General features: G+C 66.1%; 17 protein-coding genes. 5 read left to right on the top strand and 12 right to left on the bottom strand.

The features are described 5' to 3' along the window. Positions 1 to 95: 95 nt before the first annotated feature. The 3 genes from ABD791_RS08820 to hpaH all read right to left on the bottom strand — a co-directional run bounded on the left by ABD791_RS08820 (position 96) and on the right by hpaH (position 3,821). Positions 96 to 1,790 carry a thiamine pyrophosphate-binding protein gene (locus tag ABD791_RS08820; RefSeq protein WP_345065019.1) on the bottom strand — a complete coding sequence of 565 codons (1,695 nt, stop codon included), beginning with the start codon at positions 1,788 to 1,790 and terminating at the stop codon, positions 96 to 98. 382 nt (positions 1,791 to 2,172) lie between these two features. After that, positions 2,173 to 3,051 carry an HpcH/HpaI aldolase family protein gene (locus ABD791_RS08815; RefSeq protein ID WP_345065016.1) on the bottom strand — a complete coding sequence of 293 codons (879 nt, stop codon included), beginning with the start codon at positions 3,049 to 3,051 and terminating at the stop codon, positions 2,173 to 2,175. Beyond that, complete coding sequence (hpaH, locus tag ABD791_RS08810) at positions 3,036 to 3,821, bottom strand: 2-oxo-hept-4-ene-1,7-dioate hydratase (RefSeq protein ID WP_345065309.1); 786 nt, start codon at positions 3,819 to 3,821, stop codon at positions 3,036 to 3,038. The genes ABD791_RS08815 and hpaH overlap by 16 nt, the downstream gene beginning before the upstream one ends. Before the next feature lie 238 nt (positions 3,822 to 4,059). Here hpaH and ABD791_RS08805 point away from each other — a divergent pair, with 238 nt between their 5' ends. The 3 genes from ABD791_RS08805 (at position 4,060) to ABD791_RS08795 (ending at position 8,405) form a co-directional block, all read left to right on the top strand. Beyond that, entirely contained in the window at positions 4,060 to 5,472 is a 1,413-nt protein-coding gene (locus ABD791_RS08805; protein ID WP_345065013.1) for a pyridoxal phosphate-dependent decarboxylase family protein, read from the top strand. Between the two features lie 352 nt (positions 5,473 to 5,824). Then, on the top strand, positions 5,825 to 7,300 hold the full coding sequence (locus tag ABD791_RS08800; RefSeq protein WP_345065010.1) for an NAD-dependent succinate-semialdehyde dehydrogenase: 1,476 nt from the start codon (positions 5,825 to 5,827) through the stop codon (positions 7,298 to 7,300). 307 nt (positions 7,301 to 7,607) lie between these two features. Beyond that, positions 7,608 to 8,405: a TrmH family RNA methyltransferase gene (locus ABD791_RS08795; RefSeq protein WP_345065007.1), complete on the top strand. Its 798-nt coding sequence runs from the start codon at positions 7,608 to 7,610 to the stop codon at positions 8,403 to 8,405. A 668-nt stretch (positions 8,406 to 9,073) separates the two neighbouring features. On the opposite strand, the gene ABD791_RS08790 is transcribed toward ABD791_RS08795, so the two are convergent. Beyond that, positions 9,074 to 11,107, bottom strand: a complete 2,034-nt coding sequence (locus tag ABD791_RS08790) for an InlB B-repeat-containing protein (protein ID WP_345065004.1) — start codon at positions 11,105 to 11,107, stop codon at positions 9,074 to 9,076. A 315-nt stretch (positions 11,108 to 11,422) separates the two neighbouring features. On the opposite strand from ABD791_RS08790, the gene ABD791_RS08785 reads away from it, so the two are divergent. Further along, positions 11,423 to 12,631 (top strand): thiolase family protein, encoded by a 1,209-nt coding sequence (locus ABD791_RS08785; RefSeq protein ID WP_345065001.1) that lies wholly within the window; start codon positions 11,423 to 11,425, stop codon positions 12,629 to 12,631. A gap of 2 nt (positions 12,632 to 12,633) precedes the next feature. Then, positions 12,634 to 13,401: a 3-hydroxyacyl-CoA dehydrogenase gene (locus ABD791_RS08780; RefSeq protein WP_345064998.1), complete on the top strand. Its 768-nt coding sequence runs from the start codon at positions 12,634 to 12,636 to the stop codon at positions 13,399 to 13,401. 127 nt (positions 13,402 to 13,528) lie between these two features. Here ABD791_RS08780 and ABD791_RS08775 read toward each other — a convergent pair whose 3' ends face one another. From ABD791_RS08775 to ABD791_RS08740, 8 genes are all read right to left on the bottom strand, one after another. After that, positions 13,529 to 16,240, bottom strand: coding sequence for an InlB B-repeat-containing protein (locus ABD791_RS08775; RefSeq protein WP_345064995.1), 2,712 nt, complete (start codon positions 16,238 to 16,240; stop codon positions 13,529 to 13,531). A gap of 370 nt (positions 16,241 to 16,610) precedes the next feature. Beyond that, complete coding sequence (locus ABD791_RS08770; RefSeq protein ID WP_345064992.1) at positions 16,611 to 18,821, bottom strand: InlB B-repeat-containing protein; 2,211 nt, start codon at positions 18,819 to 18,821, stop codon at positions 16,611 to 16,613. A 150-nt stretch (positions 18,822 to 18,971) separates the two neighbouring features. Beyond that, complete coding sequence (locus ABD791_RS08765) at positions 18,972 to 19,274, bottom strand: transcriptional regulator (protein WP_345064991.1); 303 nt, start codon at positions 19,272 to 19,274, stop codon at positions 18,972 to 18,974. After that, entirely contained in the window at positions 19,252 to 20,199 is a 948-nt protein-coding gene (locus ABD791_RS08760; protein ID WP_345064988.1) for a hypothetical protein, read from the bottom strand. The genes ABD791_RS08765 and ABD791_RS08760 overlap by 23 nt, the downstream gene beginning before the upstream one ends. A 246-nt stretch (positions 20,200 to 20,445) precedes the next feature. Further along, positions 20,446 to 22,302, bottom strand: a complete 1,857-nt coding sequence (locus tag ABD791_RS08755; protein ID WP_345064985.1) for a glycoside hydrolase family 15 protein — start codon at positions 22,300 to 22,302, stop codon at positions 20,446 to 20,448. A 290-nt stretch (positions 22,303 to 22,592) separates the two neighbouring features. Further along, on the bottom strand, positions 22,593 to 23,921 hold the full coding sequence (locus tag ABD791_RS08750) for a leucine-rich repeat protein (RefSeq protein WP_345064982.1): 1,329 nt from the start codon (positions 23,919 to 23,921) through the stop codon (positions 22,593 to 22,595). A 313-nt stretch (positions 23,922 to 24,234) separates the two neighbouring features. Continuing rightward, entirely contained in the window at positions 24,235 to 25,245 is a 1,011-nt protein-coding gene (locus ABD791_RS08745) for an InlB B-repeat-containing protein (RefSeq protein WP_425562243.1), read from the bottom strand. Then, entirely contained in the window at positions 25,163 to 26,080 is a 918-nt protein-coding gene (locus tag ABD791_RS08740) for a leucine-rich repeat domain-containing protein (protein WP_345064976.1), read from the bottom strand. Before ABD791_RS08740 ends, ABD791_RS08745 begins: the two co-directional genes overlap by 83 nt. Positions 26,081 to 26,109 lie beyond the last annotated feature (29 nt).

Raw genomic sequence — 26,109 nt, 5'->3', positions numbered from 1 at the left:
GCTCGCGCGCTCCTCGATCAACGAATGGCCCATTTGCCTCATAGACGCGTGCTCGCACGCTCGCGCGCTCCTCGATCACCGAGATCGCGAGTCGATTAGTGCTTCTGGCCCGTCGCGTGCGCGTAGATCTCGAGCTGATACGGCGCCATGATCGTGCCGGAGATGCGGCAGTCGAGCAGGTAGACGCCGTCGGCGCCCGAGGCCAGCCACTGCTCGAACGCGTCGAGATCGTCGAGCGTGTTGATCACGTCGCCGTGCCCGCCGAGCGCGCGGGACAGCGCGGCGAAGTCGGCCTGCTCGATCATCATCGGGCGGGTGTCGAGCCCCATGCGCCCGTACATGTGGATCTCGGCGCCATACGCGGCGTCATTCCAGACCACAATCGCCCCGCGCCGGGTCGATCGGATGACGGAGTCGAGGTCGGCCAGTGCCATCAGGCCACCGCCGTCACCCGTGGTGATCACGAGCAGTGGGTCGGGCAGCGCCGTCGTCGCGCCGACGGCACTCGGAAAACCCAGACCGATGGTCTGGAACGCGGTGCCGACCATCATCATCCGGTTCGGGGCTGCGACAGGCCAGTAGGTGTTCGCCCAGCCGATGAAATGGCCGCCGTCTGAGACGACAACGCGGTCGTCGGGCAGCAGCTCGGCGAGGCGTGTGGCGACTCGGCGCGGGTCGAGCAGGCCGTCGGGGAGGGTCTCCTCGCCGGCATCGCGGCGGTGCAGCGAACCGTCGGCGAAGCCGTCGATCGACTCGCGCCAGCCCGACGCCGGGGCGTCGATGCGGGCCAGGTCGGCCACGATCGCCTCGACGGTGAGGCGGGCGTCGCCGACGATCAGCGAGCTGACCAACGGATGCTTCACGTCGGCCGCCTCGTCGATGCGGATGACCGTCGCGTCTGCTGCCACGAGTGTGCCGAAGCTCATCGTGAACTGGTTCATGCTCGCGCCGACGACGAGCACGACGTCGGCGGTGCGCACGAGCGCCATCGCCGCGTCTTGTCCGAAGCCGCCGGTGACGCCCAGGTCGAACTGCTGCTTCGCAAAGATCCCGCGGCCGAGAGCGCTCGAGGCGGTGACGGCGCCGAGCGCGTCGGCGAGTTCGCCGAGCGCGTCGGCGGCGCCGGACACCCAGGCGCCGCGGCCGGCCAGAATGAACGGGCGCTTGGCCTGTGCGAGCACGGCCGCCGCGGCATCTGTTTCGGTGGCGGTGGGAGCCAGAGGGGCGGTGAGGCGGAGTTCGGCCGGAAGCGTTTCGTCGCCGGCTGTTGCCGCGGCCAGGTCGTAGGGGATGGCCAGAACGACGGCGGTGCGGTTGTTGAGAGCGTGCTCCAGCGCGGTGAGGGTGGTGCGGCCGGCATCGTCGGCGCCGACGGTGAATGTCTCGGCTCCGAGCGAGGTGGCGAGGGCGACCTGGTCGATGTCCCAGGGGCGGAGCCCGGCGGTCGGGGCCTCGCCGACCACGACGACGAGGGGGATGCCGGCCCGCACGGACTCGGCGAGGGAGGTCGCCATGTTGGTGAAGCCGGCGCCATAGGTGACGGTGGCCACCGCAATGCGACCGGATGCTCGAAAGTACGCGTCGGCGGCGGCGACCGCGGCCGTTTCGTGGCGTACGGCGGTGTAGCGCACCGGGCCCGAATCGGTGCTCGAACTGCTGCCCGAATCGGTGTTCGAATCGCTGCTGAAGAGCGCGTTGATGAAGTGGGCGTTTCCGTTGCCCATCACGCCGAACACGTCGGTGACGTGGGCGGAAATGGCGTCGGCAACGCGCGTTGACACAGTGGTCATGTCGAATCCTTAACGAGTCATATAGCGGGTGATTTTCCGTATATGCCTCGCGATGCGATTCACGATCGCTCAGCGCCCCTTTTCCGGGCGCGACGGCCGAAGCCGTCAGACCTGACGATTCTAGGGGGTATTCGATCAATTCGTTGATCGAGGAGCAGCCGACGCAGGAGGCCGCGTCTCGAGATCTCGCGAGCCAAACCTTGAACTCGGGTTGAGTTCGAACATCGGCTCGCGAGGTCTCGAGACGGCCGCGGGCGGCCTCCTCGACCACCGAAATGGTCAGATTCGTTCACCACTATGCCGCGCGGACGCCGCCCCGCGAGTTGTCAGAGATGGCCCCTTGAGCTCGATTCAAGGGGCCATCTCTGACAACTCGCGGGATCTAGTAGCTCGCGCGCGGTGCCCTCGGGGTCGCGGGCGTGGATGCGGGCGTGGATGCGGACGCGGAGCCGGAGGCCGGGGCGGACACTGAACCGGCACGATCATGAATGTAGGTCTGGGCAAACCCCTCCGAGGCGCGCGCGAGGATCGCGACATCCGCCCCGACCAGCACGAAGTTCGCGCCGGCCGCGAGATAGCGTTCGGCCGTGGCCGGCGCGAAGGCGTTGACGCCGACCGGCTTGCCGAGCGCCGAGATCGTGCGGATGCAGTGCTCAACCGCAGCGACGACATCGGGGTGATCCTGCTGGCCGAGCAGGCCCATGGATGCGGCCAGATCTGACGGTCCGATGAACAAGCCATCGACGCCATCGACCGCCGCGATCGACGCGACGTTCTCGACAGCCAACGCCGTCTCGATCTGCACGAACAGCGAAATCGTCGAATCGGCGGCCGCCAGGTAGTCGTCGATGCGGTTCCAGCGTGCGGCCCGGGCGAGGGCGCTGCCGACACCGCGCACCCCGTGCGGCGGATAGCGCACAGAGGCGACCATCTCGCGGGCATGCTCAGCGTCGTCGACCATCGGGATCAGCAGATTCTGCGCGCCGAGGTCGAGTAGCTGCTTCACGATCACCCGGTCGCCGACCGGAACCCGCACCAGCGGGACGATCGGGTAGGCGGCGACGGCCTGCAACTGGCTGAGCGTCGACTCCAAACCGTTCGGGCTGTGCTCGGTGTCGATGAGGAGCCAGTCGAGGCCACTCCCGGCGCAGATTTCGGCGACGAGGGCGCTGCCTGAGCAGACCCACATCCCGATCTGTGGGCGGTCGGATGCGGCCAGCGCGTCGCGAAAAGTGGGGTCGGGGGTTACTCGAAACGACACGTGATTGCTCCCAGCTGTCCGTAGTCGGCGTGAATGGTGTCGCCCTTTTCGACCCACATCGGGCGCGTGAAGGAGCCGGCCAGAATGATCTCGCCCGCCTCCAAACGGGTGCCGTGTTGGGCGAGCTTGTTGGCCAGCCAGTAGACCCCGGCGGCGGGGTGGTTGAGCACGGCGGCCGCGACGCCCGACTCTTCGATCGTCTGGTTGCGGTAGAGCAGCGCCGAGACCCAGCGCAGGTCGACGTCTCCGACCTTGACCGGGTTGCCGCCCATCACCATGCCGCCCATCGCCGCATTGTCGGAGATGGTGTCGACGATCGTGCGTCCGGCCATCTCAAGGCGCGAGCTCAGAATTTCGAGAGCCGGAATGACATAGTCGGTGGCGTCGAGAACATCGAACAGCGTGCAGTTCGGGCCCTCGAGCGGCTTGCCGAGCACGAAGGCCAGTTCCACCTCGATGCGCACGTTCGAGAATGCATCGAACGGGATGCTTGACCCGTTCTCGTAGACCATGTCGTCGAAGATCACACCGTAGTCGGGCTCGGTGATCCCGGTCGCGACCTGCATCACTTTGGAGGTCAGGCCGATTTTGCGGCCGACCAGGCGGCGACCGGCCGCGATGCCGCGTTCTTTCCAGAGGCTCTGCACCGCGTAGGCGTCTTCGACGGTCATCTCAGGAAAGCGAGCGGTGAGCCGGGGGACGGTGGTGCGGGATCGGTCGGCCTCGAAGAGTTCGTCGGCGATCTCGGCAATCCGGGAGGTCTCAAGCACGTTCTGCACCACTTCCTTGTGTCGATGGGAACAGGGCGTCAACAGCATCGTTGCGGATGCGGCTGGCCACCTCTGGATTAGATCGTATACGATGCGGGCTCCTGATTGAGCGCGACGCCATCGCCGGTTGCGGGTGAGAGCAGGTCGGGTGCCGGGGTGGGAGTTCTCTGTGTCCGCGTCAGGCGGGTGAAGTACAGTCGGCCTGACGGGCGATGGGGCCGATGAAGGGTGCAGACCGATGACTCGAGAAAATCACAGCTCGCCGGGCAACGCGGCCGCACGCAACCCGAGCCGGATGCATTCCGTCTCCCCGGAGAACACGGAGCTCGTCGACCTGGTGCTCGACTACTCGCGCCGCCGGATGCTCGCGAGCGACACTCCACTCGACAAGCCAGAGACCGAAGCCGAGCTCGACCGGCTCGCCGCCGGCGCACTCACCGAAGAGGGCATCGGGGCGAGCTCGGCGCTGGCCTTATTCGAGAACGTGCTGGCGCCCGCCTGCATCACCACCGACCATCCGCAGTATCTCTCGTTCATTCCGACGGCTCCGAGGAAGGCGGCAACAGCGTTCGACCTCGTTGTTTCGGCCAGCGCAGTCTACGGCGGATCCTGGCTCGAGGGATCAGGTGCGGTGTACGCGGAGAACCAGGCTCTGACCTGGCTGGCCCACGAGTTCGGACTGCCGGCGACCGCTGGAGGGGTGTTCGTGCAGGGCGGCACACTCGGAAACCTCTCGGCCCTCGTCGCCGCCCGCGAGCACGCCCGTCGCCGGGTGCGCGAGTCAGGGGCTGCGATGCCGGCGCGCTGGATGATCGTCTGCAGCGCCGAAGCACACTCCTCTATCGCCTCGGCGGCGCAGGTCATGGACGTCGACGTCGTTCCGGTCGAGCCACGGGACACCGGCTCTCTCGGCAGCGAGGGAGTGCGGGCGGCACTGGAGGAGCACGCCGGCTCGGTGTTCGCCGTCGTCGCAACCGCCGGTTCGACCAACTTCGGAATCGTCGACGACGTCGCCTCGATCGCCGCGCTCAAGGGCGAGTTTGACTTTTGGCTCCACGTCGACGGCGCCTACGGACTGGCGGCGATGCTCTCCCCGCTCGCGCGACCGCTCTTCGCCGGCGTCGAGCATGCCGACTCCGTGATCGTCGACCCGCACAAGTGGCTGTTCGCTCCGTTCGACGCCTGCGCCCTCATTTACCGAGACCCTGAGGCCGGCCGCCAGGCGCACACCCAGCACGCCGAGTACCTCGACACGCTCACGCAGACCTCCGACTGGAGCCCCTCCGACTACGCAGCGCATCTCACCCGACGCGCACGCGGGCTGCCGTTGTGGTTCTCGCTGGCTACCTACGGCGCCGGCGCCTATCGCGAGGCCATCACCGCGGCGCTCCGGCTCGCGCGGGAGATCGCGCACGAGATCGAGCGCCGCCCGCACCTCCGGCTCGTGCGCCAGCCGCAATTGTCGGTGGTGGTGTTCGAGCGAGACGGATGGCTTCCCGCCGACTATGAGAGATGGTCGGCCCGGCTTCTGGGCGAGCAACGCGCGTTCGTGACCCCCAGTTCGCATGCCGGACGCACCAACACGCGCTTCGCGATCCTGAACCCGATGACGACGCTGGACCAGCTCACGGGCATCCTCGACACGATGTGATTGCCCAGCGCTGCTGCCTCCGGCTCGCAGCCAGTGACCGTCTGCGCCCGCTCGTGCACGTCGCGACCCATCGCGGTCTCGGCGCGGTCTCGGCGCGGGGTATCCCGGTGGGCGCGGGGTAGAGCGCGCGCCAGCGGGGATACCCCGCGCCAGAGGTTGGGGCGGGTCAGCGCGCGTGGCGGGCCCGACCCGCGTCGCGACGGATGCGACCCCGCGGCTCGTTGCGCCGCATCCGTTGACCGCCCGCGCACGCGGATTGCCCCCGTGCGCGCGAACCTGCCGATGCGCACTCGCCGCGAAGCCGCTGTCGTTATGCTCGAACCGGATCATTAAAGACGATGAAGGAGTCCCCGTGAGTGAGTCACGCGAAACCGAACTGTTGGCCCGCGTTCCCGACAAGTTGTTCATTGGTGGCCAGTGGGTCGCCGGCAGCTCGGGGCGTTCGATTGCGGTCATTGACCCGGCAACGGGCAAGACGATCAAGTCGATCGCCGACGCCAGCGTCGAAGACGGGGCCGCCGCGCTCGATGCCGCGGTGGCCGCACAGGATAGTTGGGCCGCGACACCGCCCCGCGCGCGCGGTGAGATTCTGCGCCGTGCCTTCGACCTGATGCAGCAACGCAAACAGGACTTCGCCCTGCTGATGACGCTCGAGATGGGCAAGCCGCTCGCCGAAGCACTGGGTGAGGTCGCCTATGGCGGCGAGTTCCTGCGCTGGTTCAGCGAGGAGGCGGTGCGCATCACCGGCCGTTACGGCACCAATCCAGAGGGTACCGGGCGCATGATCGTCACCCAGGTGCCGGTTGGCCCGTGCTTTCTGATCACCCCGTGGAACTTTCCGCTCGCCATGGCGACCCGCAAGATCGCGCCGGCGCTCGCCGCCGGCTGCACGGTTGTCGTGAAGCCGGCCTCGCTCACCCCGCTGACCACCCTGCTGTTCGTCGCGCTTCTCGAAGAGGCAGGGCTTCCGGCCGGTGTCGTCAACGTGATCACCACCTCGACCTCCGGCGCCGTCTCCGACCCGATCATCGCCGACCCGCGCCTGCGCAAGCTCAGCTTCACCGGGTCGACCCCGGTCGGCCAGGCGCTCATTCGCCAGTCGGCCCAGGGCGTGCTGCGCACCTCGATGGAGCTCGGCGGCAACGCACCCTTCGTCGTCTTCGAAGACGCCGACCTCGACAAGGCCGTCGACGGGGCCATCGCAGCCAAGTTCCGCAACGTCGGCCAGGCCTGCACCGCCGCCAACCGGTTCATCGTGCACGAGTCGATCGCCGACGAGTTCGCCCGCCGGGTCACCGAGCGAGTCAACGGGTTCGCGATCGGCCGCGGCACCGAAGACGGTGTCACCATCGGCCCACTGATCAACGACAAGGCGGTCGCCAAGGCTGACGAGCTGGTTCAGGATGCCGTCGGTCGCGGGGCGACGCTGCTCACCGGCGGATCGGCCATCGCCGGAGAGGGAACCTTCTACCAGCCCACCGTGATCAGTGGCGTCATCGCGGGCAGCAGCATCCTGCGCGAAGAGATCTTCGGACCGGTGCTCGCCATCGCCTCCTTCACCGATGAAGACGACGCGGTGCGGCTCGCGAACGACACCGAATACGGCCTGGTCAGCTACGTCTACACGAACGATCTCGCCCGCGGCCAGCGCATGATCGAGCGCCTGCAGACCGGGATGATGGGCCTGAACATGGGCGTCATCTCCAACGCGGCAGCACCGTTCGGCGGGGTCAAGCAGTCGGGTCTGGGGCGCGAGGGTGGCTTCGAGGGGATCCACGAGTATCTGTCGACGAAGTACACGCTGACGCCTGATCCGTTCGCGGTCTAGCGCTTTTTCTCGCCCGTCGCTCGCGTTTCACGCGTCGCGCGTCGCGCGTCGCGCGTCGCGCGTTGCGCGTTGCGCGTCTCGCGTTGCGCGTTGCGCCAGTTTTCGGCGCGTGCGCTTGAATCGTCGCCTCGACCCGCTGGTTGGCGACGATTTGAGCGCACGCGTGGTCGCGTCTTTCTTCCTCTCCTTCCGCGCGTGCGCCTGAATCGTCGCCTTCGTCTACATCTGGCGACGATTTGAGCGCACGCGCGAGCTGCGTGTGCCGGAGTCTGGCGAGGGATTTCGGGGCGCTCGATAAGATCGACGGATGCCCGTCATCGAGATTTCCGACCTCAGCGATCCACGATTGGGCGACTACTCGCACCTGACGGATGTCGCACTCAAGAAGGCGAGCAGCACCGAGCACGGTCTCTACCTGGCCGAGTCGGCGCTCGTGCTGGAGCGGGCGCTACGCGCAGGGCACCGGCCGCGTTCGGTTCTCGCCCTGGGCGGCACCGTCGACGAGGCCATCGCGCTCGTCGGCGACGACGTGCCCATTTTCTCGGGGCCGGGGGAGCTCCTCGCCGAGCTGACCGGGTACATCCTGCACCGCGGCCTGATCGCCTCGATGCACCGGCCGGCTTTGCCCGATCTCGATGAGTTGCTCGACGGCGCCCGCCGCATCGTGATCCTCGAGAACGTGGCCGACCCCACCAATGTGGGCGCGATCTTCCGTTCGGCAGGCGCCATCGGCGCCGATGCGGTCCTGGTCACCCCGCGCTGCTCCGACCCGTTCTACCGGCGGGCCATCCGCGTCTCGATGGGCACGGTGCTGCAGGTTCCGTGGACCCGCACCGGCGACTGGGCGTCAACCCGCGAACTGTTGACCCGGCACGGCTTTCACGTTGCAGCGCTCGCCCTGACTCCGGATGCGGTGAGCCTGCGCGATTTTCAGGCCACCGGCTACGAGAAGCTCGCGCTGGTGCTCGGAGCCGAGGGTCCCGGCCTGACCGACGACGCCCTCGCCGCGTCGGACACCGTGGTGCAGATCCCGATGATGCACGGGATCGACTCGCTCAACGTGGCCGCCGCCAGCGCGGTTGCGATGTGGGCGCTCTCGGCCTGACCTATCTCGTTGGTCGAGGTGGCCGGCCAATCTTCGTGGTGGACGAATATCACCATTTCGGTGGTCGAGGAGCGAGCGCCAGCGAGTGTCTCGAGACCTCGCGAGCCGACGTTCAAACGCAACCTCAGTTCAAGGATCGGCTCGCGAGATCTTGAGCTGTGGGGCCGCTGCGCGGCATTGTGGTGGACGAATTTGACCATTTCGTTGGTCGAGGAGCGAGCGCCAGCGAGTGTCTCGAGACCTCGCGAGCCGACGTTCAAACGCAACCCGAGTCAAGAGATCAGCTGGCCCGGTCTCGAGCTTCCGGGCCGCTGCGCGGCATGGTGGTGGACGAATATCACCATCTCGTTGGTCGAGGAGCGAGCGCCAGCGAGTGTCTCGAGACTCGCGAGCCGACGTTCAAACGCAACCCGAGTTCAAGGATTGGCTCGCGAGATCTCGAGACGCGTGCTCGCAAGCTCGCGCGCTCCTCGATCAACGAAATGGCCGATATACCTAATAGACGCGCCTTCGTCGCGCGCTCCTCGATCAACGAAATGGCCGATATACCTAATAGACGCGCCTTCGTCGCGCGCTCCTCGATCAACGAAATGGCCCATATACCTCAGAGACGCGACCGCCTGCGTCGGCCGCTCCTCGATCAACGAAATGGTCACCCGGTTGTTCGGCTACACGTCACCGACACGTCGGCGGCGCACGATCAGACCGGCCAGGCCAGCGACGACGAGAACGAGCGCGCCGAGACCGGCGGCGCCACCGTCAAACCCGGTCGACGCGAGCGACGGGGCAGCAGGTTTCGGCGTGCCGCTCGGTGCGGGAACGGCTGTCGGAGTCGGAGTCGGCGTCGAGGTCGGCGGGGTGACCACTGCGACCGCGGTCCACTGGGCGTAGAGAGTCAGGTCGTCGGTCACGGTGTCGGCGAAGTCCCAAGCTGAGCCGCCATTCGCCGCAGTGAACCAGCCGTCGAAGGTGAATCCGGTGCGGGTTGGCGCGCGGGGTTCGGTGATGGGAGTGTCGAAGTCGGCCGTGATCGACTTGATCGCACTGCCGCCCTGCGAGTCGAACGTGACGGCGTAGGTGTCGATCGTCCACTGCGCGTAGAGCGTGGTGGACGCGGTCACGGTCGACGTGGCGAAGTTCCAGGGGTCGGTGCCGTCGGCATCCGTTGACCAGCCGTCAAAGGTGTACCCGGTGCGGGTCGGGTCGGCGGGTGCGGTGATCCGGGTGTCGTAGTCGGCAGTGACGGATGCGACAGCGCTGCCGCCCTGCGCATCGAAGGTGACGGTGTGGCTGTCGAGGGTCCACGCAGCGTAGAGGGTGAGATCACCGGTCAGAACCGTCGTGGGCGTCATGACGACGGGGGGTGCGGCATCCGTGACCCAGTTGAAGCTGTGGTGCGCGACCACGGGTTGCGTCGGAAGGGTGAGCTGTGCCGCGGCAAGAGTACTGGCATACACGCGCAGTGAAGGGATCGGCAGTGCAGCGACGTCGGGGCTCGCCGTGATGTCGAAGGAGAGCACGAAGTTGTTCACGGTGATGCGGAGCTCCCCGGCGACCGAGCCGGTGTTGACGATCGCGCCGGTGTTGGTGATCGCCCCGAGGACGTCAATCGCTCCGGCGTTCACAATGGTGCCAGAGTTCAGCACGGTGGTGCCCGTGGGAATAACAAGGGTGCTACCGGACGTGATCGTCAGCGATCCAGCATTCGAGAGCGAGCCGAAGTCAGACGCGCCCGAGCCGCCGCCGATCAGAAAGGAGTCGGCTGTGGGGTCTGCGGAGACCGTGACCTGGGCCCCGGTTCCGATGGTCACCGTGCCGCCGTTGCCGAGGCTGCCGCCACCGATAGCCGCACCTTCGAGACCGCCGTCGACCGTCACCACTCCTCCGGTGATGGTGGTGGTTCCTCCCGCGCCCAACCGGCCGCCTCCGATTCCGGCGCTGTAGGTTCCTGCTTCAGCGCTGACGGTCCCGCCGGTGATCGTGGTGGTTCCGCCGTCGCCTTCACTCCCGCCGCCGATTCCGGCACCCAAGTCTCCGCCCACTGCGGTGACGGTTCCTGCACTGACGATGGTTGTCCCGCCGTCGCCATCTAAGCCGCCGCCGATTCCTGCGCCGCTCTCTCCGCCCTCTGCAGTGACGGTCCCGCCGGTGATCGTGGTGGTTCCGCCGCCGGCGGCGAATCCGGCGCCGATTCCGGCAGCGAAATCTCCTCCCTGCGCGGCCACTGTTCCGCTGTTAATCGTGACAGCGCCGCCGGCCTCAAAGAGTCCGCCGCCGATTCCGGCGCCGCCCTCTCCGCCAGTGGCATCGAGTGAACCGCCCGTTCCCCCGTCGGTGATGACCAACGTGGTACCCGCGGGCACTCCGATCGCAGCGAGCATATATCCGCCGGCGACCGTCAGTTTCTGACCGTTCAAGTCGAGCGTGACGGCGTGGCCGCTGGGCACGGCGAGAGCGGGACCCGCTGAGACAATGTCGATAGTGGCCCCGAGTGTGACGACATCCGTCGCGCTGGCCGTCGAAAAGGCATTCGCCAGGTCGGCGGCGGTCGTCACGGTCAGGGTCGCCGCAGACGCGGTCGGCACCGGAGCAGCGGTGAAGCTGAACGCGAGTAGTGCCGCTGTGGCGGCAAGGGTTGCCGCTGTTCGACCAACGGATGCGTGCGGAGCGCGGGCAGGCGCGTGACGTCGAGCGGTAATCATCGGTGAATTCCCCCAGAGGTGCGAAGTATGTACTCACAGGGTATCGGCGCGACCCCGCGCACAGCGGGCCCGTGCTGGCCCCAGTTCTGGGGAAGAACCGGTTCGATTTCTCGCGTGAATCGCGGCCACCCGGTGGGTCGACCCCTGCTCGGGGTGTGGCTAACTCCGGCAATCCTGGCTGGAGAATCGGTGCTTCCGCACTGCTCCGCGGCCTGTTTGAACGGCCGGGGCAGGATTGCCGGAGTTAGCCACACTCTCGTCGCCGACAGCCACATTCGCACGGCCAGAAACAGCCCCAGAGCCTACGCTGGAGCCATGAGCAACGATGCCGTCATTGTCGATGTGGTGCGCACGCCGTCAGGCCGGGGAAAACCGGGCGGCGCACTCTCCACTGTGCATCCGGCCGACCTCCTCGCCGGAGTTCTCGGCGAGCTGGTCGCCCGCAACGACCTCGACCCGGCCCTCGTCGACGACGTGATCGGCGGATGCGTCAGCCAGGTCGGCGAGCAGAGTTACAACATCACGCGCACCGCGCTGCTCAGCGCTGGCTTTCCGGATTCGGTGCCGGGCACCACCATCGACCGCCAGTGCGGCTCGAGCCAGCAGGCCGCGACCTTCGCCGCACAGGGGGTGATCGCCGGCGCGTATGACGTGGTGATCGCCTGCGGAGTCGAATCGATGAGCAGGGTTCCGCTCGGCTCCTCCCTCGGCCAGAGCGCCGGCCAGGGCGAGCAGCGACCAGACCCGTTCGGCTCGCTCATGCACGAGCGCTACCCGAAGGGGCTGGTCAACCAGGGAGTGTCCGCCGAACTGATCAACCAGGAGTGGGGCCTCAGTCGCGACGAACTCGACGCGTTCGCCGCTCGCTCCCACCAGCTCGCCACCGCGGCTGCGGACCGTGGCGATTTCGACCGAGAGCTCCTCGCAGTCACCACCCCAGAGGGCGTCGTGGTCACCGCCGACGAGACGATCCGCGCCGGCACCACCGTCGAGTCACTGGCCGGGTTGAAACCCGCTTTCTACAGTGAGAGAGACTCCCACCGCTTCCCCGACCTCGACTGGCAGATCACGCCAGGCAATTCCTCGCCGCTCACCGACGGCGCGTCCGCCACTCTGATCATGAGCGCCACCAGGGCCGAACAGCTCGGGCTCACCCCACGCGCACGCTTCCACAGTTTCGCCGTCACCGGAAGCGACCCGCTGCTCATGCTGACCGGCGTGATCCCGGTGACCCGACGCATCCTGGATCGGGCCGGTCTCAGCATCGACGATCTCGACGCCTACGAAGTCAATGAGGCCTTCGCCTGCGTGCCGCTGGTCTGGCAGCGTGAGCTCGGCGCCGACCTCGCCAAACTCAACCCGCGTGGCGGCGCCATCGCGCTCGGGCACGCGCTCGGTTCGTCGGGCACGCGCCTGCTCGGCACCCTGCTGGGCGAGCTCGAAGCCACCGGCGGCCGCTACGGCCTGCAAACCATGTGCGAAGGCGGCGGCATGGCCAACGCGACAATCATCGAAAGGCTTTAGATATGTTGATCCACGGATGCGTCGCGCTCGTCACCGGGGGAGCGTCAGGCCTCGGTTTGGCCACCGCCACTGCTCTGCATGATGCCGGCGCGTGGGTCGTGTTGCTCGACCTGCCGGGTGCGCCCGGTGAGCAGATCGTCGAGGCGCTCGGCGGCCGGGCCCGTTTCATCGCCGGGGACGTCACGAAGGCCGCCGATGTGCAGGCGGCAGTGGATGCGGCGAGCAAGTTCGGTCCGCTGCGCATCGTTGTGAATTGCGCCGGCATCGCGCCCGGCGCGCGCACGGTGGGCCGGGAGGGGCCGATCCCGCTCGAGGACTTCGAGCGCGTCATCCGGGTCAACCTGGTCGGAACCTTCAACGTGATCAGGCTGGCCGCCGCGGCGATGCAGGCCACGAAGCCGATCGGGGAAACGCCGGAGCGCGGTGTGATCGTCAACACGGCCTCGGTCGCAGCCTTCGATGGGCAGATCGGGCAGGCCGCCTACTCGGCGTCGAAGGGCGGCGTCGCGGCGATGACGCTGCCGTTGGCGCGGGAGTTCGCGCAGACGCTGATTCGGGTGATGACGATCGCCCCTGGCACCTTCGATACGCCGATGCTGAAGGGTTTGCCGCAGGAGGTGCGCGACTCCCTGGCTGCTCAGGTGCCGCATCCGTCGCGCCTCGGCGACCCCTCTGAGTATGCGGCGTTGGTGTGCCACATCGTTGAGAACTCGATGCTGAACGGGGAGACGATCCGTCTCGATGGGGCGATTCGGATGCAGCCGCGCTAGCCCCTCGTTGGGGACTGGCCATCGTGATTTCAGCTGGGCGCGGTGTATCCCGGCTGGCGCGGGGTATAGCGCGCGCCAGCGGGGATAAACCGCGCCCAGATGGGAGTGCGGGCCGAGATGGTGAGCGTTACCGCTTTACCGTCCAGTGGGCGTAGACCGTGGTGTTCGCCGTCACCTTGGCGGTGAACTTCCACACGCTGCCACCGGTCGCCTTCGTGTACCAGCCCGTGAAGGTGTAGCCGCTTCGGGTGGGCGACTTCGGCGCCTTGATCGCGGTGTTGTAGTTCGTGCTCACCGTGGCGACCTTGCTGCCGCCCTGGGTGTTGAACGTCACGTTCTTCTTCAACACAGTCCAGTGCGCGTACGCCGTGGTGTTCGCGGTCACCTTCGAGGTGAACTTCCAGGCGCTGCCGCCGGTGGACTTCGTGTACCAACCCGCGAAGCTGTAACCGGTGCGCGTCGGAGACTTCGGCGCCTTGATCGCAGTGTTGTAGTTCGTGCTCGCCGTGGCAACCTTGCTGCCACCCTGAGCGTTGAACGTGACCGTGCGCTTCTGCACGGTCCAGTGTGCGTACGCGGTGGCGTTCTTGGTCACCTTGGCGTTGAAGTTCCAGGCGCTGCCGCCGGTGGACTTCGTGTACCAACCCTTGAAGGCGTAGCCGGTGCGGGTGGACTTCGGTGCCTTGATTACCGTGTCGTAGTTCGTGATGATCGCCTTCACCGCGCTACCGCCCTGCGAGCTGAACGTGACCGTGCGTTTCTCGGCCGTCCAGTGCGCGTAGGCCGTCGCATCCGTCGTCACTGCGGCAGTGAAGTCCCACTCCGAGCCGCTTGTGGCCGCCGTGTACCAACCCGCGAAGGTGTAGCCGGTGCGCGTCGGCTTGGCGGGTGGGGTGATCGTCGTGCCGTAATCAGTCGTGACGGGGCCGATGTCGGTTCCGCCCTCGGAACTGAACGTCACGGTGCGTGGGTCGGTCGTCCATTTTGCGTAGACGGTGAAGTCGGGCGATAGAGCCGTCGTCGTTGTCATCGGGATGCTTCGCGCGGCATCCGTGAACCATCCGCCGAAGCTGTGCCCGGCCGCGACTGGAGTGGGGGGCAGATCGAGCTCTGCGTCGGCGAAAGTCGTGGAGAAGACGTACAGGGGAGCGAGAGTGGACGGTGTGTCGCCGGGCGAGCCGTCGAACGTGACCAGGTAGTTGCGGCCGGTCACGTTGACGGGGCTGGTAACCCTGTCGGCCGCGGTGATGATGCTTCCGGAGTTGGTAATTGTTCCGTTGACGGCGATCGTGCCTTGGTTTCGGATCACACCGCTGTTGGCTACCGTGGTGCCAACCGGGATGACTAGGGTGCTGCCGGCCGTAATGGTCAGGGTGCCGGCGTTGGCGAGGCTGCCGAAGCCGCTGCCGCCCTGGCCCGCGCCGATCACGATGGACGGAGTGACGGGTGATGCGCTGACGGTGACACGAGCATCCGTCCCGATGACGACGGCTGCCCCTGCTCCGCCATAGCCGCCGCCGATTCCTGCACCGCCATAGCCCCCGGTAGCGGTGACGTTGCCGCCGGTGACGTTGCCGCCGGTGATCTCGGTGCCTCCGCCTGCGCCGTTATAGCCGCCGCCGATTCCCGCGCCGAATCGGCCGCCGGTGGCGGTGACTGTGCTGTCGGTGATCACGGTGTTTCCGCCTGCCGCGTTCTGGCCGCCGCCGATTCCCGCGGCGTTTTCGCCGCCGGTGGCGGTAACGGTGCTGCTGGTGATTTCGGTGGTTCCGCCTGCACCGTCGTAGCCTCCGCCAATTCCAGCGGCGAAGAGACCGCCGGTGGCGGTTACGGTGCTGTCGGTGATCGTGAGGTCTCCGCCTGACCGGGTCTGACCGCCGCCGATCCCTGCGCCCCATTCAGCGCCGGTGGCGGTGACGGTGCTGTCGGTGATCGTGATGTTTCCGCCTGCCCCGCGATAGCCGCCGCCAATTCCTGCACTTTGGCCGCCGGCGGTGGCGGTGACGGTGCTGTCGGTGATCATGATGTCTTTCCCGTCCGCGAAATAGCCGCCGCCGATTCCTGCGGCGAATTGACCGGCGGTCGAGACGACGGTGCCGCCGGCGATCGTGATGTTTCCGCCTGACCCGAAAAACCCACCGCCGACACCTGCGCCGTATTGGCCGCCGGTGGCGGTGACGGTGCCGCTAGCGATCGTGATTTTTCCGCCTGCCCCGCCATAGCCGCCGCCGATTCCCGCGCCGTTTTCGCCGCCGATGGCTGTGACGATGCCGCTGGTGATCGTAATGTTTCGGTCTGCTGCCCCGTAATAGCCGCCGCCGATTCCTGCACCGCCATAGCCCCCGGTGGCGGTGACGGTGCCGCTGGTGATCGCAATACTTCCGCCAGCCCCGTACTGACCGCCGCCGATTCCTGCCCCGTTTTCGCCGCCGGTGGCAGCGAGGATTCCGTTGCCGGCGGAGCTGTCAGTGATGGTGAGGGTGGCGGTATCCGGCACCCCGATGCCGGCTTGGTTTATTGCACCCGCAACTGTCAGCTCGTACCCGTTGAGGTTGAGGGTGACGCTCGTTCCAGAGGGAACGACGATCGGTGCGTCATCCGCTGTGACTCCGAAGCTTTCTCCGAGGGTGACGTCTCCGCCGCCGGCGAAGGCGGCGGCCAGCGTGGCAGCGTCGGTGGCGGTGACGCCGTCGGTTGCGGTGCCGACGGCGGATGCCGGAGCGCCCGGCGCGATGACGAAGCTGACGGCGAGGAGTGCTGCCGTAGTGGCTACAGCGGCGAGCACCCGGCGGAGGGGCGCGCGGTGTGAACGGGAGGGCGTGGCGAGTGTCGTGCGCATGGGCATCCGGAATCTTTTGTGAGGAATACGCGCACGTCGTTCAATCCCGAGCGCTGCGCAGACAGCGCTTATCGAGCCTAGCTGGGTAATTCGACCAAACTTGGGCTCTGTGCACCAACGGTGCCCCCACTTCGGGCCGCGACCGCGGCCCCTCCACACGCGGCATGTCTCACACGCTGAAGATCAGTGCGGTCAGCCCATTCACGATCGCCTGCAGCGCGGCGACGTGGATGCGCATCGCCGCCTTGCCGGCAGACGTCGCATTTCGTTCCACTGGTAGCCGTACCTACGGTCACCGATCCTGCGGAGACGACAGTGCCCCTCCGCCCCTGCGTGAACAGGGGCTGAGGGGCACAGTGCGCAGCACCTGCTATCGAGCGGAAGGCTTCTTCTTCCAGCCGGCGTAGAGGGTGGTCTTGGCGGTGATCTTGGTGGTGAAGCTGAACTTTTTGGTCGTCTTGGTGTCGGTGAACCAGCCGGTGAAGGCGTAGCCGGATGCGGTCGGTGAGGTCGGCTTGGTGAGGAGCTTTCCGACGATGACGGTTGTGGCTGCGACCTGCTTGCCGTGGCCCTTCATGTTGAAGGTGACGGTTGCGGTTTTCGTCCAGCCGGCGTAGAGGGTGGTCTTGCCGGTGATCTTCGTGGAGAAGTTGAACTTTTTGGTCGTCTTGGTGTCGGTGAACCAGCCAGTGAAGGCATAGCCGGATGCGCTCGGTGAGGTCGGCTTCGTGACGAGCTTTCCGAGGATGACGGTTCTGGCGGCGACCTGTTTGCCGTGGCCCTTCATGTTGAAGGTGACGGCTGCGGTTTTCTTCCAGCCGGCGTAGAGGGTGGTCTTGGCGGTGATCTTGGTGGTGAAGCTGAACTTCTTGGTCGCCTTGGTGTCAGTGAACCAGCCGGTGAAGGCATAACCGGATGCGCTCGGTGAGGTCGGCTTTGTGACGAGCTTTCCGAGGGTGACGGTTTGGCTCGCAATCTGCTTGCCATGACCGTTCATCGCGAAGCTCACCGTAGTCGTTGTGACAACAGGATTCTTGGTCCAGCCTGCATAGAGGCTGGTCGTGCCGCTGATCGGTGTGATGAAGTCGAACTTCTGGGTGGCCGCTGCATCGGTGAACCAACCGGTGAACGTGTAGCCAGAGGCGCTCGGTGTTTTCGGCGCGGTGGCGAGCGATCCGATCGCTATGGCCTGGCTGTCGACCTGCGCGCCGTGACCGTTCATCGAGAAGATCACGTTCGCAGTGGGGGCGGGGTTCTTCGTCCAGCCGGCGTAGATGATCGTGTCTCCGCTGATCACAGAGCTGAAGTTGAAAGCCATCGTCGCCGCGGCATCCGTGAACCAGCCGGTGAAGGTGTAGCCGGATCCCTCCGGTGCAGTCGCAGGAGCCGTCGCGGTCTGACCGACGGTGATGCGCTGCGGCGCTGCCTGGTCGCCGTGCCCGCCCATCTCGAAGCTCACCGCGGCGTAGGCGGCGCTGGCGTAGCCCTGCCAGGTTCCGGATGTGAAGCCGGTGCTCGGGTCGGCAGTTTCGAAGGCATACGGGTAGTTCACGGTCAAGGAAGTGCCGGAGCCCAGCGAACCCATGAGCTCATAGTCGTTGTCCGGGTTGGGGAGGGTGCTCGGGCCGGTCGTGGGCACGAAGGTGGTCGGCGGGCGGCCGAGAAACGTCACGCTGGTGAGCGTGGAATCCTCATCCTTCAGAATGTCGGGATCAAAGTCGGGAGCGAGCGGGCGAGTGAGAAAGTACGTGTTGTTCTCACCGAATGCCACCCCGAACATGGTGTGCACGGAGGCCGGAATAACGATCGACTCGAGAGAATTCCACATGAATGCGCCGAGTCCGATTGATTCAACCGAATTGCCGAGAGTGAGAGAGGTCAACGCGTTGTTCAGAAACGCCTGGGTCTCGATGCTGATCACCGAGTCGGGGATGTCGAGGGCTTGCAGCTCGTTGTAGAGGAAGGCAGACTCCCCGATCCGGGTCACCGTGTCAGGGATGTCGATGCCGGTCAGGCTGTTCATGCCGAACGCTGCCGTGTTGATCTCAGTCAGACCTGACGGAAGGTCGACCGACGTCAGCTTGTTGTCCAGAAACGCCATTTCGCCGATTGTGGCGACGCTGTCAGGAAGGCTCAACGTTTCGAGGCGGTTGCTGAGAAAGGCACTGTCACCGATGGCGGTGATCGTGTCGGGAATCTCGACAGCGGTCAGTTTCTCGAATCCCGGAAGTGGCTCGCCGTCTTCGTCCTGTGACGCAAATGCGAAGTCACCAATGGCTGTGACCGGGAGCGTGGGACCGTCAGGCGCGAATGCAACCACCCGAGGGATCGTCACCGTGGTTCCCTGCGTCGCGCCGTCATAGGCGGATGCGGTCGCTCCCGACTCCGCTGCGACAGGGTCGTAGGTATAGGTGATGCCGTCGATCGTCGTGATCGAATTGGGGGTGGCCTGCGCCGGTGCGGCGGTAGCAAGCAACGCACCGCTCGCGAGGAGGCCGGCCATCAGCAGCGCGCCCGCGCGGGCTAGGCGTTGACGGGTGCGCGCAGTCGGGCGCGTGTGATCGAGCGTGGACGTGTTCATCCAGAAACCCCTTGTGTCGGTGGGTGCACGGGCAACTGACGTACCCGGCGCGTGGCGTGTTGCATTTAGTGTACGCAACGTTCACTTAATGTTCTGCTCTTGTCGCTCGGTACTATCGGTCGGACCGACCGGTGCGTTAGTCGTTAGCCGCTAGCCCGCGGTCATTCCGTGCGCAATCGCCTGCAACGCATCGACATGGATGCGCATGGCCGCCTTGCCGGCGGGCGTCGCCTTCACCCACGTGCGCGGTCGATTCGCGACGAATCCCTTGCGCACCGCGAGGTAGCCCACGCCGCTCAGGTGGCTGATGGCCTTGCTCAGCGCCGAATCCTCAGCCTCGAGCAGGTCACGCAGGGCGCCGAAGTCGATCTCAACATCCGTCGCCAGTGCGGCCATGACCGAGAAGCGCAGGGGAGTGAGCAGCGCGTCGTCAAGATTGTGGCGCGGATGCATCCCAGAACTCCTCCGGACGTTCACGAATTGTGGATTCCTTGAACGCGGCGATCACCAGTGGCACCGCCACCAGGATGCCGCCGACGATCCCGACGAGCGGCGAGTTGAAGGAAGTGCGGGCGAGGAGCACCGTGACCACCATCAGGAGGGCGAATGAGGCGCCGAAGCTCAGCCATTGAGCGCGGCCCCACTCACTGCCGACCGCGGCCAGGCTCCACTTGGTTCGATTCAAGGCTATCAACACGAGCAGGGCGACCGCGGCGACGAGTCCGACGAGTGCGCCCCAGAAGAAGGCGCCGGATGCCGCGGAGGCGCCGAACACCAGGCCGAGGGCGACGGTCATGGACTGTGCCGGGCTACTGAGCGGGGCTCGAAGCTCGGGTTCGCTCGGTCGCACGTCGTGGTGGCGAGCCTGACGCGCGCTGAAGATGGCGAGAGCGACCGCGGGCGCCGCCGCGCAGCAGGCCACGGCGAGTGTGAGCCCCCAGGGGATCTGCTGGCCGAATACGGCGGCGCCCCCGACGACGAGGAACGGGACGATGCTGAGCAGCCCCACGACGAATGCACGGGCGCGGCGGTGGGTGGGAAGAAGTGCCTTGAGTCGCTCCCGCACGCCGAGAGTGAGGTAGCTGAGCGCGAGAAATGGGATGAGCAGGTTGGTTCCGAAGTTGTTGCTGCCGGGCGCCGCGCTCTCGGCCATGTGATCGCCCTGGGTGCTGATCAGAAACAGAAAAACCGTGACGTAGAGAAAAATTGCTACCGCAGTGCCGGCCTGCACGAGCGCCTGTGTGCGAAAGTCGATGGATCGGTAGACCTTCACGCCGATCTGCTCGCCGCTGCGCAGCAGGCTGGCGGCCATCGCCGCATCGACGCCACGGGCATCCGCGCCCTTGTTCGTGCCGCCGTCTGTCTCGTCGTTGTCCACAGTGTCCCCCTGCTCAATGTGCGGTGCCCGCTGTGCGCCCCGAGTTCACTGTCAGGCTAGCATCTACTTTCCATCTGGAAAGTGCGGGCCGCGAGTTGCCACAGATAGCCCCTTGAATCGCATCCATGGGGCCATCTCTGGCAACTCGCGGAGGCGCACACGGGCGACGGATGCCGCAGCATCCGGTGGGCAGGTTTACTCCCCGCCGCTGATCGAGCCTGCCGACACCGGGCGCCACGCTGCCAGTCAGCCGCCGGCGAACTCTCCCCGCACGCGTTCTGCCTCGATGAGTCGCCCCGCCGCATCGATGAGGGCGAGGTGCGTGAATGCCTGCGGAAAGTTGCCGAGGTGCTGCCCGGTCGACACGTCGATCTCCTCGGCGTAGAGCAGCATCGGCCCGGCGAACGAGAGCAGCTTCTGGAACAGCGCGCTCGCGGCGTCGAACTCGCCGATCATCTCCAGCGCCGACACGAGCCAGAACGAACAGATCGTGAAGGTGCCTTCCTCTCCGCTGAGGCCGTCGTCGCTCGTCGCGACGCGGTAGCGCAAAACGAGCCCATCTTGGGTGAGCTCGTTCGCGATCGCGAGAACGGTCGTGCGTACGCGCTCGTCGTCGGGAGGGAGAAAACCCATCAGTGGAAGCAACAGGAGTGACGCATCAAGATCGGTCGTGTCATAGTGCTGCACGAAGCTCCCACGATCATCCACGCCCCGATCCAGCACTTCGGCTTTGATCTTGTCGGCGGCGCTCCGCCACCGTTGTGCGCGGGCGACGTCACCGCGGGCCTGTGCAATCAGCGCTCCCCGATCGGCGGCGACCCAGCACATCACCTTCGACGCGACGAAGTGCTGTGGCTCTCCTCGCATCTCCCAGATGCCTTGATCCGGTTCTGAACTGCGTGCGATCGCGGTGTCTACCAGGCCGGCGAGTCCTTCCCACACGGCGGGAGCGATCTGGCCGCCTCCGCGGAGATGCTCTTCGACCGAGTCGAGAAGCATGCCCCAGACATCGTGCTGGTGCTGGTCGTATGCCCCGTTCCCGGTGCGCACGGGGCGCGAATCTCGATATCCGCTGAGGTGATCGAGGGTGTGCTCAGTCAGCTCCCGTTCACCCCCGATCCCGTACATGATCTGCAGGGCCCACGGGGCATCGGACTCGCCGGACTTGACGGCATCGAGAATGAATGCGAAGTAGTCGAATGCCTCCCAATCGAAGCCAAGTCCATGCAGGGCCCGCAGCATGAATCCGGTGTCCCTGATCCAGGTGTACCGGTAGTCCCAGTTGCGCTCGCCGCCTGGCGTTTCGGGTAGCGACGTGGTGGCAGCCGCCATGATTGCCCCGGTTGGGGCATAACTGAGGCCTTTGAGTGCGAGGGCGCTGCGCTCCAGATAGGGGCGGAAACGATGGTCTGGCAGGCGAGCCATGCTCATCCAATCGCGCCAGTATCGCTCGGTCCACTGCAGCTGGCCCAACGCCTCGTCGAGCTCAACAGGGGCGTCCCCGTTCCAGCTGAGCGCGACGAAGGCCGAGTCGCCGGTCTCAAGAGTTGTTCGTCCCATGCAGCGGGAGCCGAGCACACCGAGCGCGATACTGCCGCTCAGCGTCAGCGTCACGTCGTCCTCGGTCACAGTTGCCCGGTTATAGCCGGCGCCGTCAAATTTCCAGGTTCCGGGGTTGCGCCCATAATCGAAGAGAGGGAGGCAACTCACCCCCAATTCGACCCGGCCGTCCAGGCAGGTGGCGATGCGTAGCAGGGTGCGCTGTGCGATCGCGTCTCCGGGGGAGCGTCGGTATCCGTCTCGTCTCGTCGCGTCGAGCGGTCCGAGCACGAGGAGATCCTCGACTTTCATCCATCCCGTTGGGGTGTGCCACGTCGTCTCCAGCACCATCGTTCCCGGAAGGTATCGGCGTTGCTGCGGAACCATCGTGTTCGTCGGGCCGAACCGGAAGTTGCCGGCCGAACGATCGAGCAGAGCACCGAAGACGCTCGGCGCATCGGGCCGGGGAAGACAGAGCCACTCGACCGAACCGTCTGGAGCGATCAGCGTGCTCACCTCACAGTCGGAGAGGAAGGCATAATCGGCGATCGGTGGAAAAGTCATGAGCGTGTGAACCTCCGATTGATCGTCGGTCACCCGGTCGGTAGTTCGGCTCGGCACCGGTCGATCGCTGAGGTTGCGGGAGTTCCGCACAAACAGTCACCGCAACAGTCGACGCTCAATCGGCCAGATCGGGAGAATCGATGAATTACGGTTCAGGGTTGCCCCGCCGGATGCCGGTGTCAACGGGCTGTACAGGATCTGGGCGCGAGATCCAGACGGGCTCGATCACCGGCATCCGTCGGTCGGGGGGTCGAGACCGTGGCGCCAGGGCTCGACAACCCGGAATTCGTCTACGTGCTGTGGATGGTGCTGTGGATGCGGCGGCGCGCGATCAAAAACCCGCCGAGTAGGAGCGCGGCGCAGCCCGCAAGCAGCGGAATGATCGGGTTCGCGGTTCCCGTAGCGGCGAGAGTTTCAGCCGGCTTCGGCTTCACGTCGCTCGGAGTCGGAGTCTCAGTCGGAGGGGTGGGCGTGGGCGAGGGTTCCGCTGTCGGTGGAGTGACCACTGCGTTCTCCTCCCAGCCGGCGTAGAGGGTGGTGTCGGCGGTGATCGCGGTGCCGAAGCTAAACGTCGTGGTCGCGTCGGCATCCGTGTACCAGCCGGTGAAGGTGTGACCGGCGGATGTCGGCACGCTCGGTTCGGTGGCGGGCTCGCCGACGAGGATGCTCTGCGCGGGGATCGCCTCACCGAAGCCGTTGAGCTCGAAGTTCACAGTCGCCACTGCCTGGGTCGGATAGCCGTACCACTCGGGGGACGTGAATCCGCCGGCGATTTCGTCGGCATCGAACGCGTGTGGGTACGTCACCACGACGCCCCAGGACGGGCCGAACGAGCCGGAATCGATGCCGTCGATGCTCGTTCCGGCAGCGAAGAACGTGGTGGGTGCCGCGCCGGTGAAGATGACACTCTTCAGCGTCGAGTTGGCTTGCGTGTAGCCGAGGGGAGGGGCGCCACCGGTGATGTAGTCAAAATTGCCGGCGAAGGCATCGTTGGCGATGCTGTCAACCGAGTTCCCGAATGTCACGGTCGTCAGAAGATTGAGGAGGAAGGCCTGGTGCCCGATGGTCGTCACCGAATCGGGAATCGTGAGCGTCGTCAGCAGATTCATGGTGAACGCGGTCTCGCCGATCGTGACGACGGAATCCCCGAGCGACACGTCGGTCAGCTGGTTTTTGAAGAATGCGGCGTCGCCAATGGCAATGACCGAGTCCGGGATGGTGAGCGTCGTCAACTCGTTGTCGAGAAATGCAGACGATCCGATACGCACGACAGAGTCAGGGATGACGACGGAGGTGAGCCCCGTGCCGAGGAACGCTTCGTCCCCGATCCCGGTGACCGCGTAGAGCTGACCGCCCAGCGTGACAGACGCCGGGATCGTCACATCGAGGGGTCCTGGCGTGTAGCCGGTCACCGTGGCGCCGGTGCCGACGGCGGTGTCGTCTGCCGCAAACGTCAGGCCGGCGATGGTGTCAGAGACGGGCGCGGCGTGTGCAGGTGCGGCGAAGGCCAACGAGCCGGCTCCGATGAGCATGCTCGCGGTGAGAACGGCGGCCAGTCGGGCAAGCCTCTGACGGATGCGCGCAGCAGGTCGCGCGCTCGGCGTCGTGAGTGTCAGCATCCGGAATCTCCCCAATCGGATGCGCGCCGGAATTCCCCCGGGCGCAGCGCACTGTGCGCTCGCTCAGCCTAACGGAGCCGGTGGCCCGTTTCTGTCGTTAATCAGGGATTTGTGCCCCAAAGGTGGGGGCTTTGTCCTCCCGTTGGTCAAGCCTGTCGAGACCTCGCTCGCTGTGCGCGCGTGCGCTCAAATCGTCGCCACCCGCCCTCGCGAAGCGACGATTTGAGCGCACGCGCGGAGACAAAGACGGGTTGAGAGCAGGCGAGCGAGCGTATCGAGACCTCCGAACTCGGTCTCGACATGCTTGCTCCGATTAGCTGCGGCGGATGCGACGGCGAGCGAACAGGAGCGCGCCGAGCCCCATCGCTGCCAATGCGGCGAGCAGCGGAACCGTGGGGTTGGCGGTTCCGGTGGAGGCGAGCGTGTTGGTCGAAGTTGGCTTCACGACGGCCGGCGCACTCGGCGTAACAGTCGCCGGAGTGTCAGTCGTGGGAGCGTCTGTCGTCGGCGTGTCCGTCGGGGTCGGCGGCACGACAGCGTTCTCGCCCCAGCCGGCGTAGAGCGTGGTGGCAGTCGTGATCGCGGTACTGAAGCTGAACGCGTTGCTGGCGTCGGCATCCGTGTACCAACCGGTGAAGGCGAAACCGGATGCGGTCGGCTCGGTCGGCTCCGTCGCGAATTCCCCGACGGTGACGGTTTGGCGCGGGATCTGTGTGCCGTGGCCGTTCATGTCAAAGCCGACAACGGCGTCGGCGGGCGGGACGACAATCTCGTCCCAGCCCGCGTAGAGGGTGGTGTCAGCGGTGATCGCGGTGCTGAAGCCGAACGCGTTGCTGAGCGCGGCATCCGTGAACCAGCCGGTGAAGGTGTAGCCGGATGCTGTTGGTGCGGTTGGCTTCGTGGCGAGCTGTCCGATGGTGACGGTCTGGTCGGCGATCGCCGTGCCGTGGCCGTTCATCTCGAAGGTGACGATGGCGCTGGTGACAGGCAGAACGGTGTTCTCGGTCCAGCCGGCGTAGAGAGTGATGTTGCCGGTGAGCGTGGTGGTGAAGGCGAATTTCTGACTGGCTTCGGCGTCGGTGTACCAGCCTGTAAAGGTAAATCCGGATGCGGACGGCGCGCCCGGCGCCATTGCGACGTCGCCGATGACGAGGCTCTGCGCGGCGATCTGCGTGCCATGGCCGTTCATCTCGAAGGTGACGGTGGCTGGAGTTTGCACCCAGCTCGCGTAGAGAGTGGTGTCAAGTGTGATCGGGGTGCCGAAGTCGAACCGGGTCTCGAGGGTGGCATCCGCGTACCAGCCCTCGAAAAGTGTGGGTGGCAGACAACGGCACGTCGGGTTCGTCGGCAGTTGTTCCGACGGCGACGCTCTGAGTAACGACGGGGTTGCCGAATCCGTTGAGGCTGAAGTTGACGGCGGCCATGGCCTGAGTTCGGTAGCCCTCCCACGGAGACGTGTAACCACCGGCCACGTGGGTTGCGCCGAACGCCAGTGGATAGGAAACCAGTACGTCGAATGGGCCGAAGGACGACATGATTCCAAGCCCCTTGAAAGCGATCGATGGGGCGGCGCCGGTGAAAACGACGTTCGTCAGGGTCGCAGTCTGCGCGGTGAAGCCGAGGCCGTCCGGGTCCACGGCCCAGGCGCTGCCCGGGTAATTGGCGGAAAAAGCCCCTGGCATGATTATCGCGATCGAGCTCCCGATGGAAACGGACCGGAGAACGTTTCGTGCGAATGCCGACATCCCGATGGTGGTGACTGAGTCGGGGATGGTGAGCTCGGTCAGCGCGTTGCTAGCGAACGCAGCGTACCCGATCGTGACAACCGTGTTGGGAATGCTGACCGAGGTGAGGCCCGTGGCCTCGAACGCGTTTTCTCCGATCAAGGTGACGTCATAGGACACCCCGCCGGCAGCGACGGTTTCGGGGATGACGACGTTGAGATCAGTGAGGGTGTACCCGGTCACGGTGGCGCCGGCAAGTACATCGGCGGGGTCGTACGTGAAGGTGAAGCCTGCGTCTGCCCCGGGAGTGGTGGCGGCATGGGCCGGCGCTGCGAAGGCCAGCGAACCGGCTCCGACAAGCAGGCTCGCGGTGAGCACGGAAGCCAGCCGAATCAGTGAGCGACGGATGCGCCCGTCAGGTCGTGTGTTGGTCACTGCGTGTGTGAGCATGCCGAAAGTTCCCC

Source organism: Glaciibacter kafniensis, from assembly GCF_039538945.1.
Lineage (GTDB): Bacteria > Actinomycetota > Actinomycetes > Actinomycetales > Microbacteriaceae > Cryobacterium > Cryobacterium kafniensis.
Note: the sequence above shows the minus strand (reverse complement) of the source record. Positions and strands in the feature narration are given on the sequence as shown.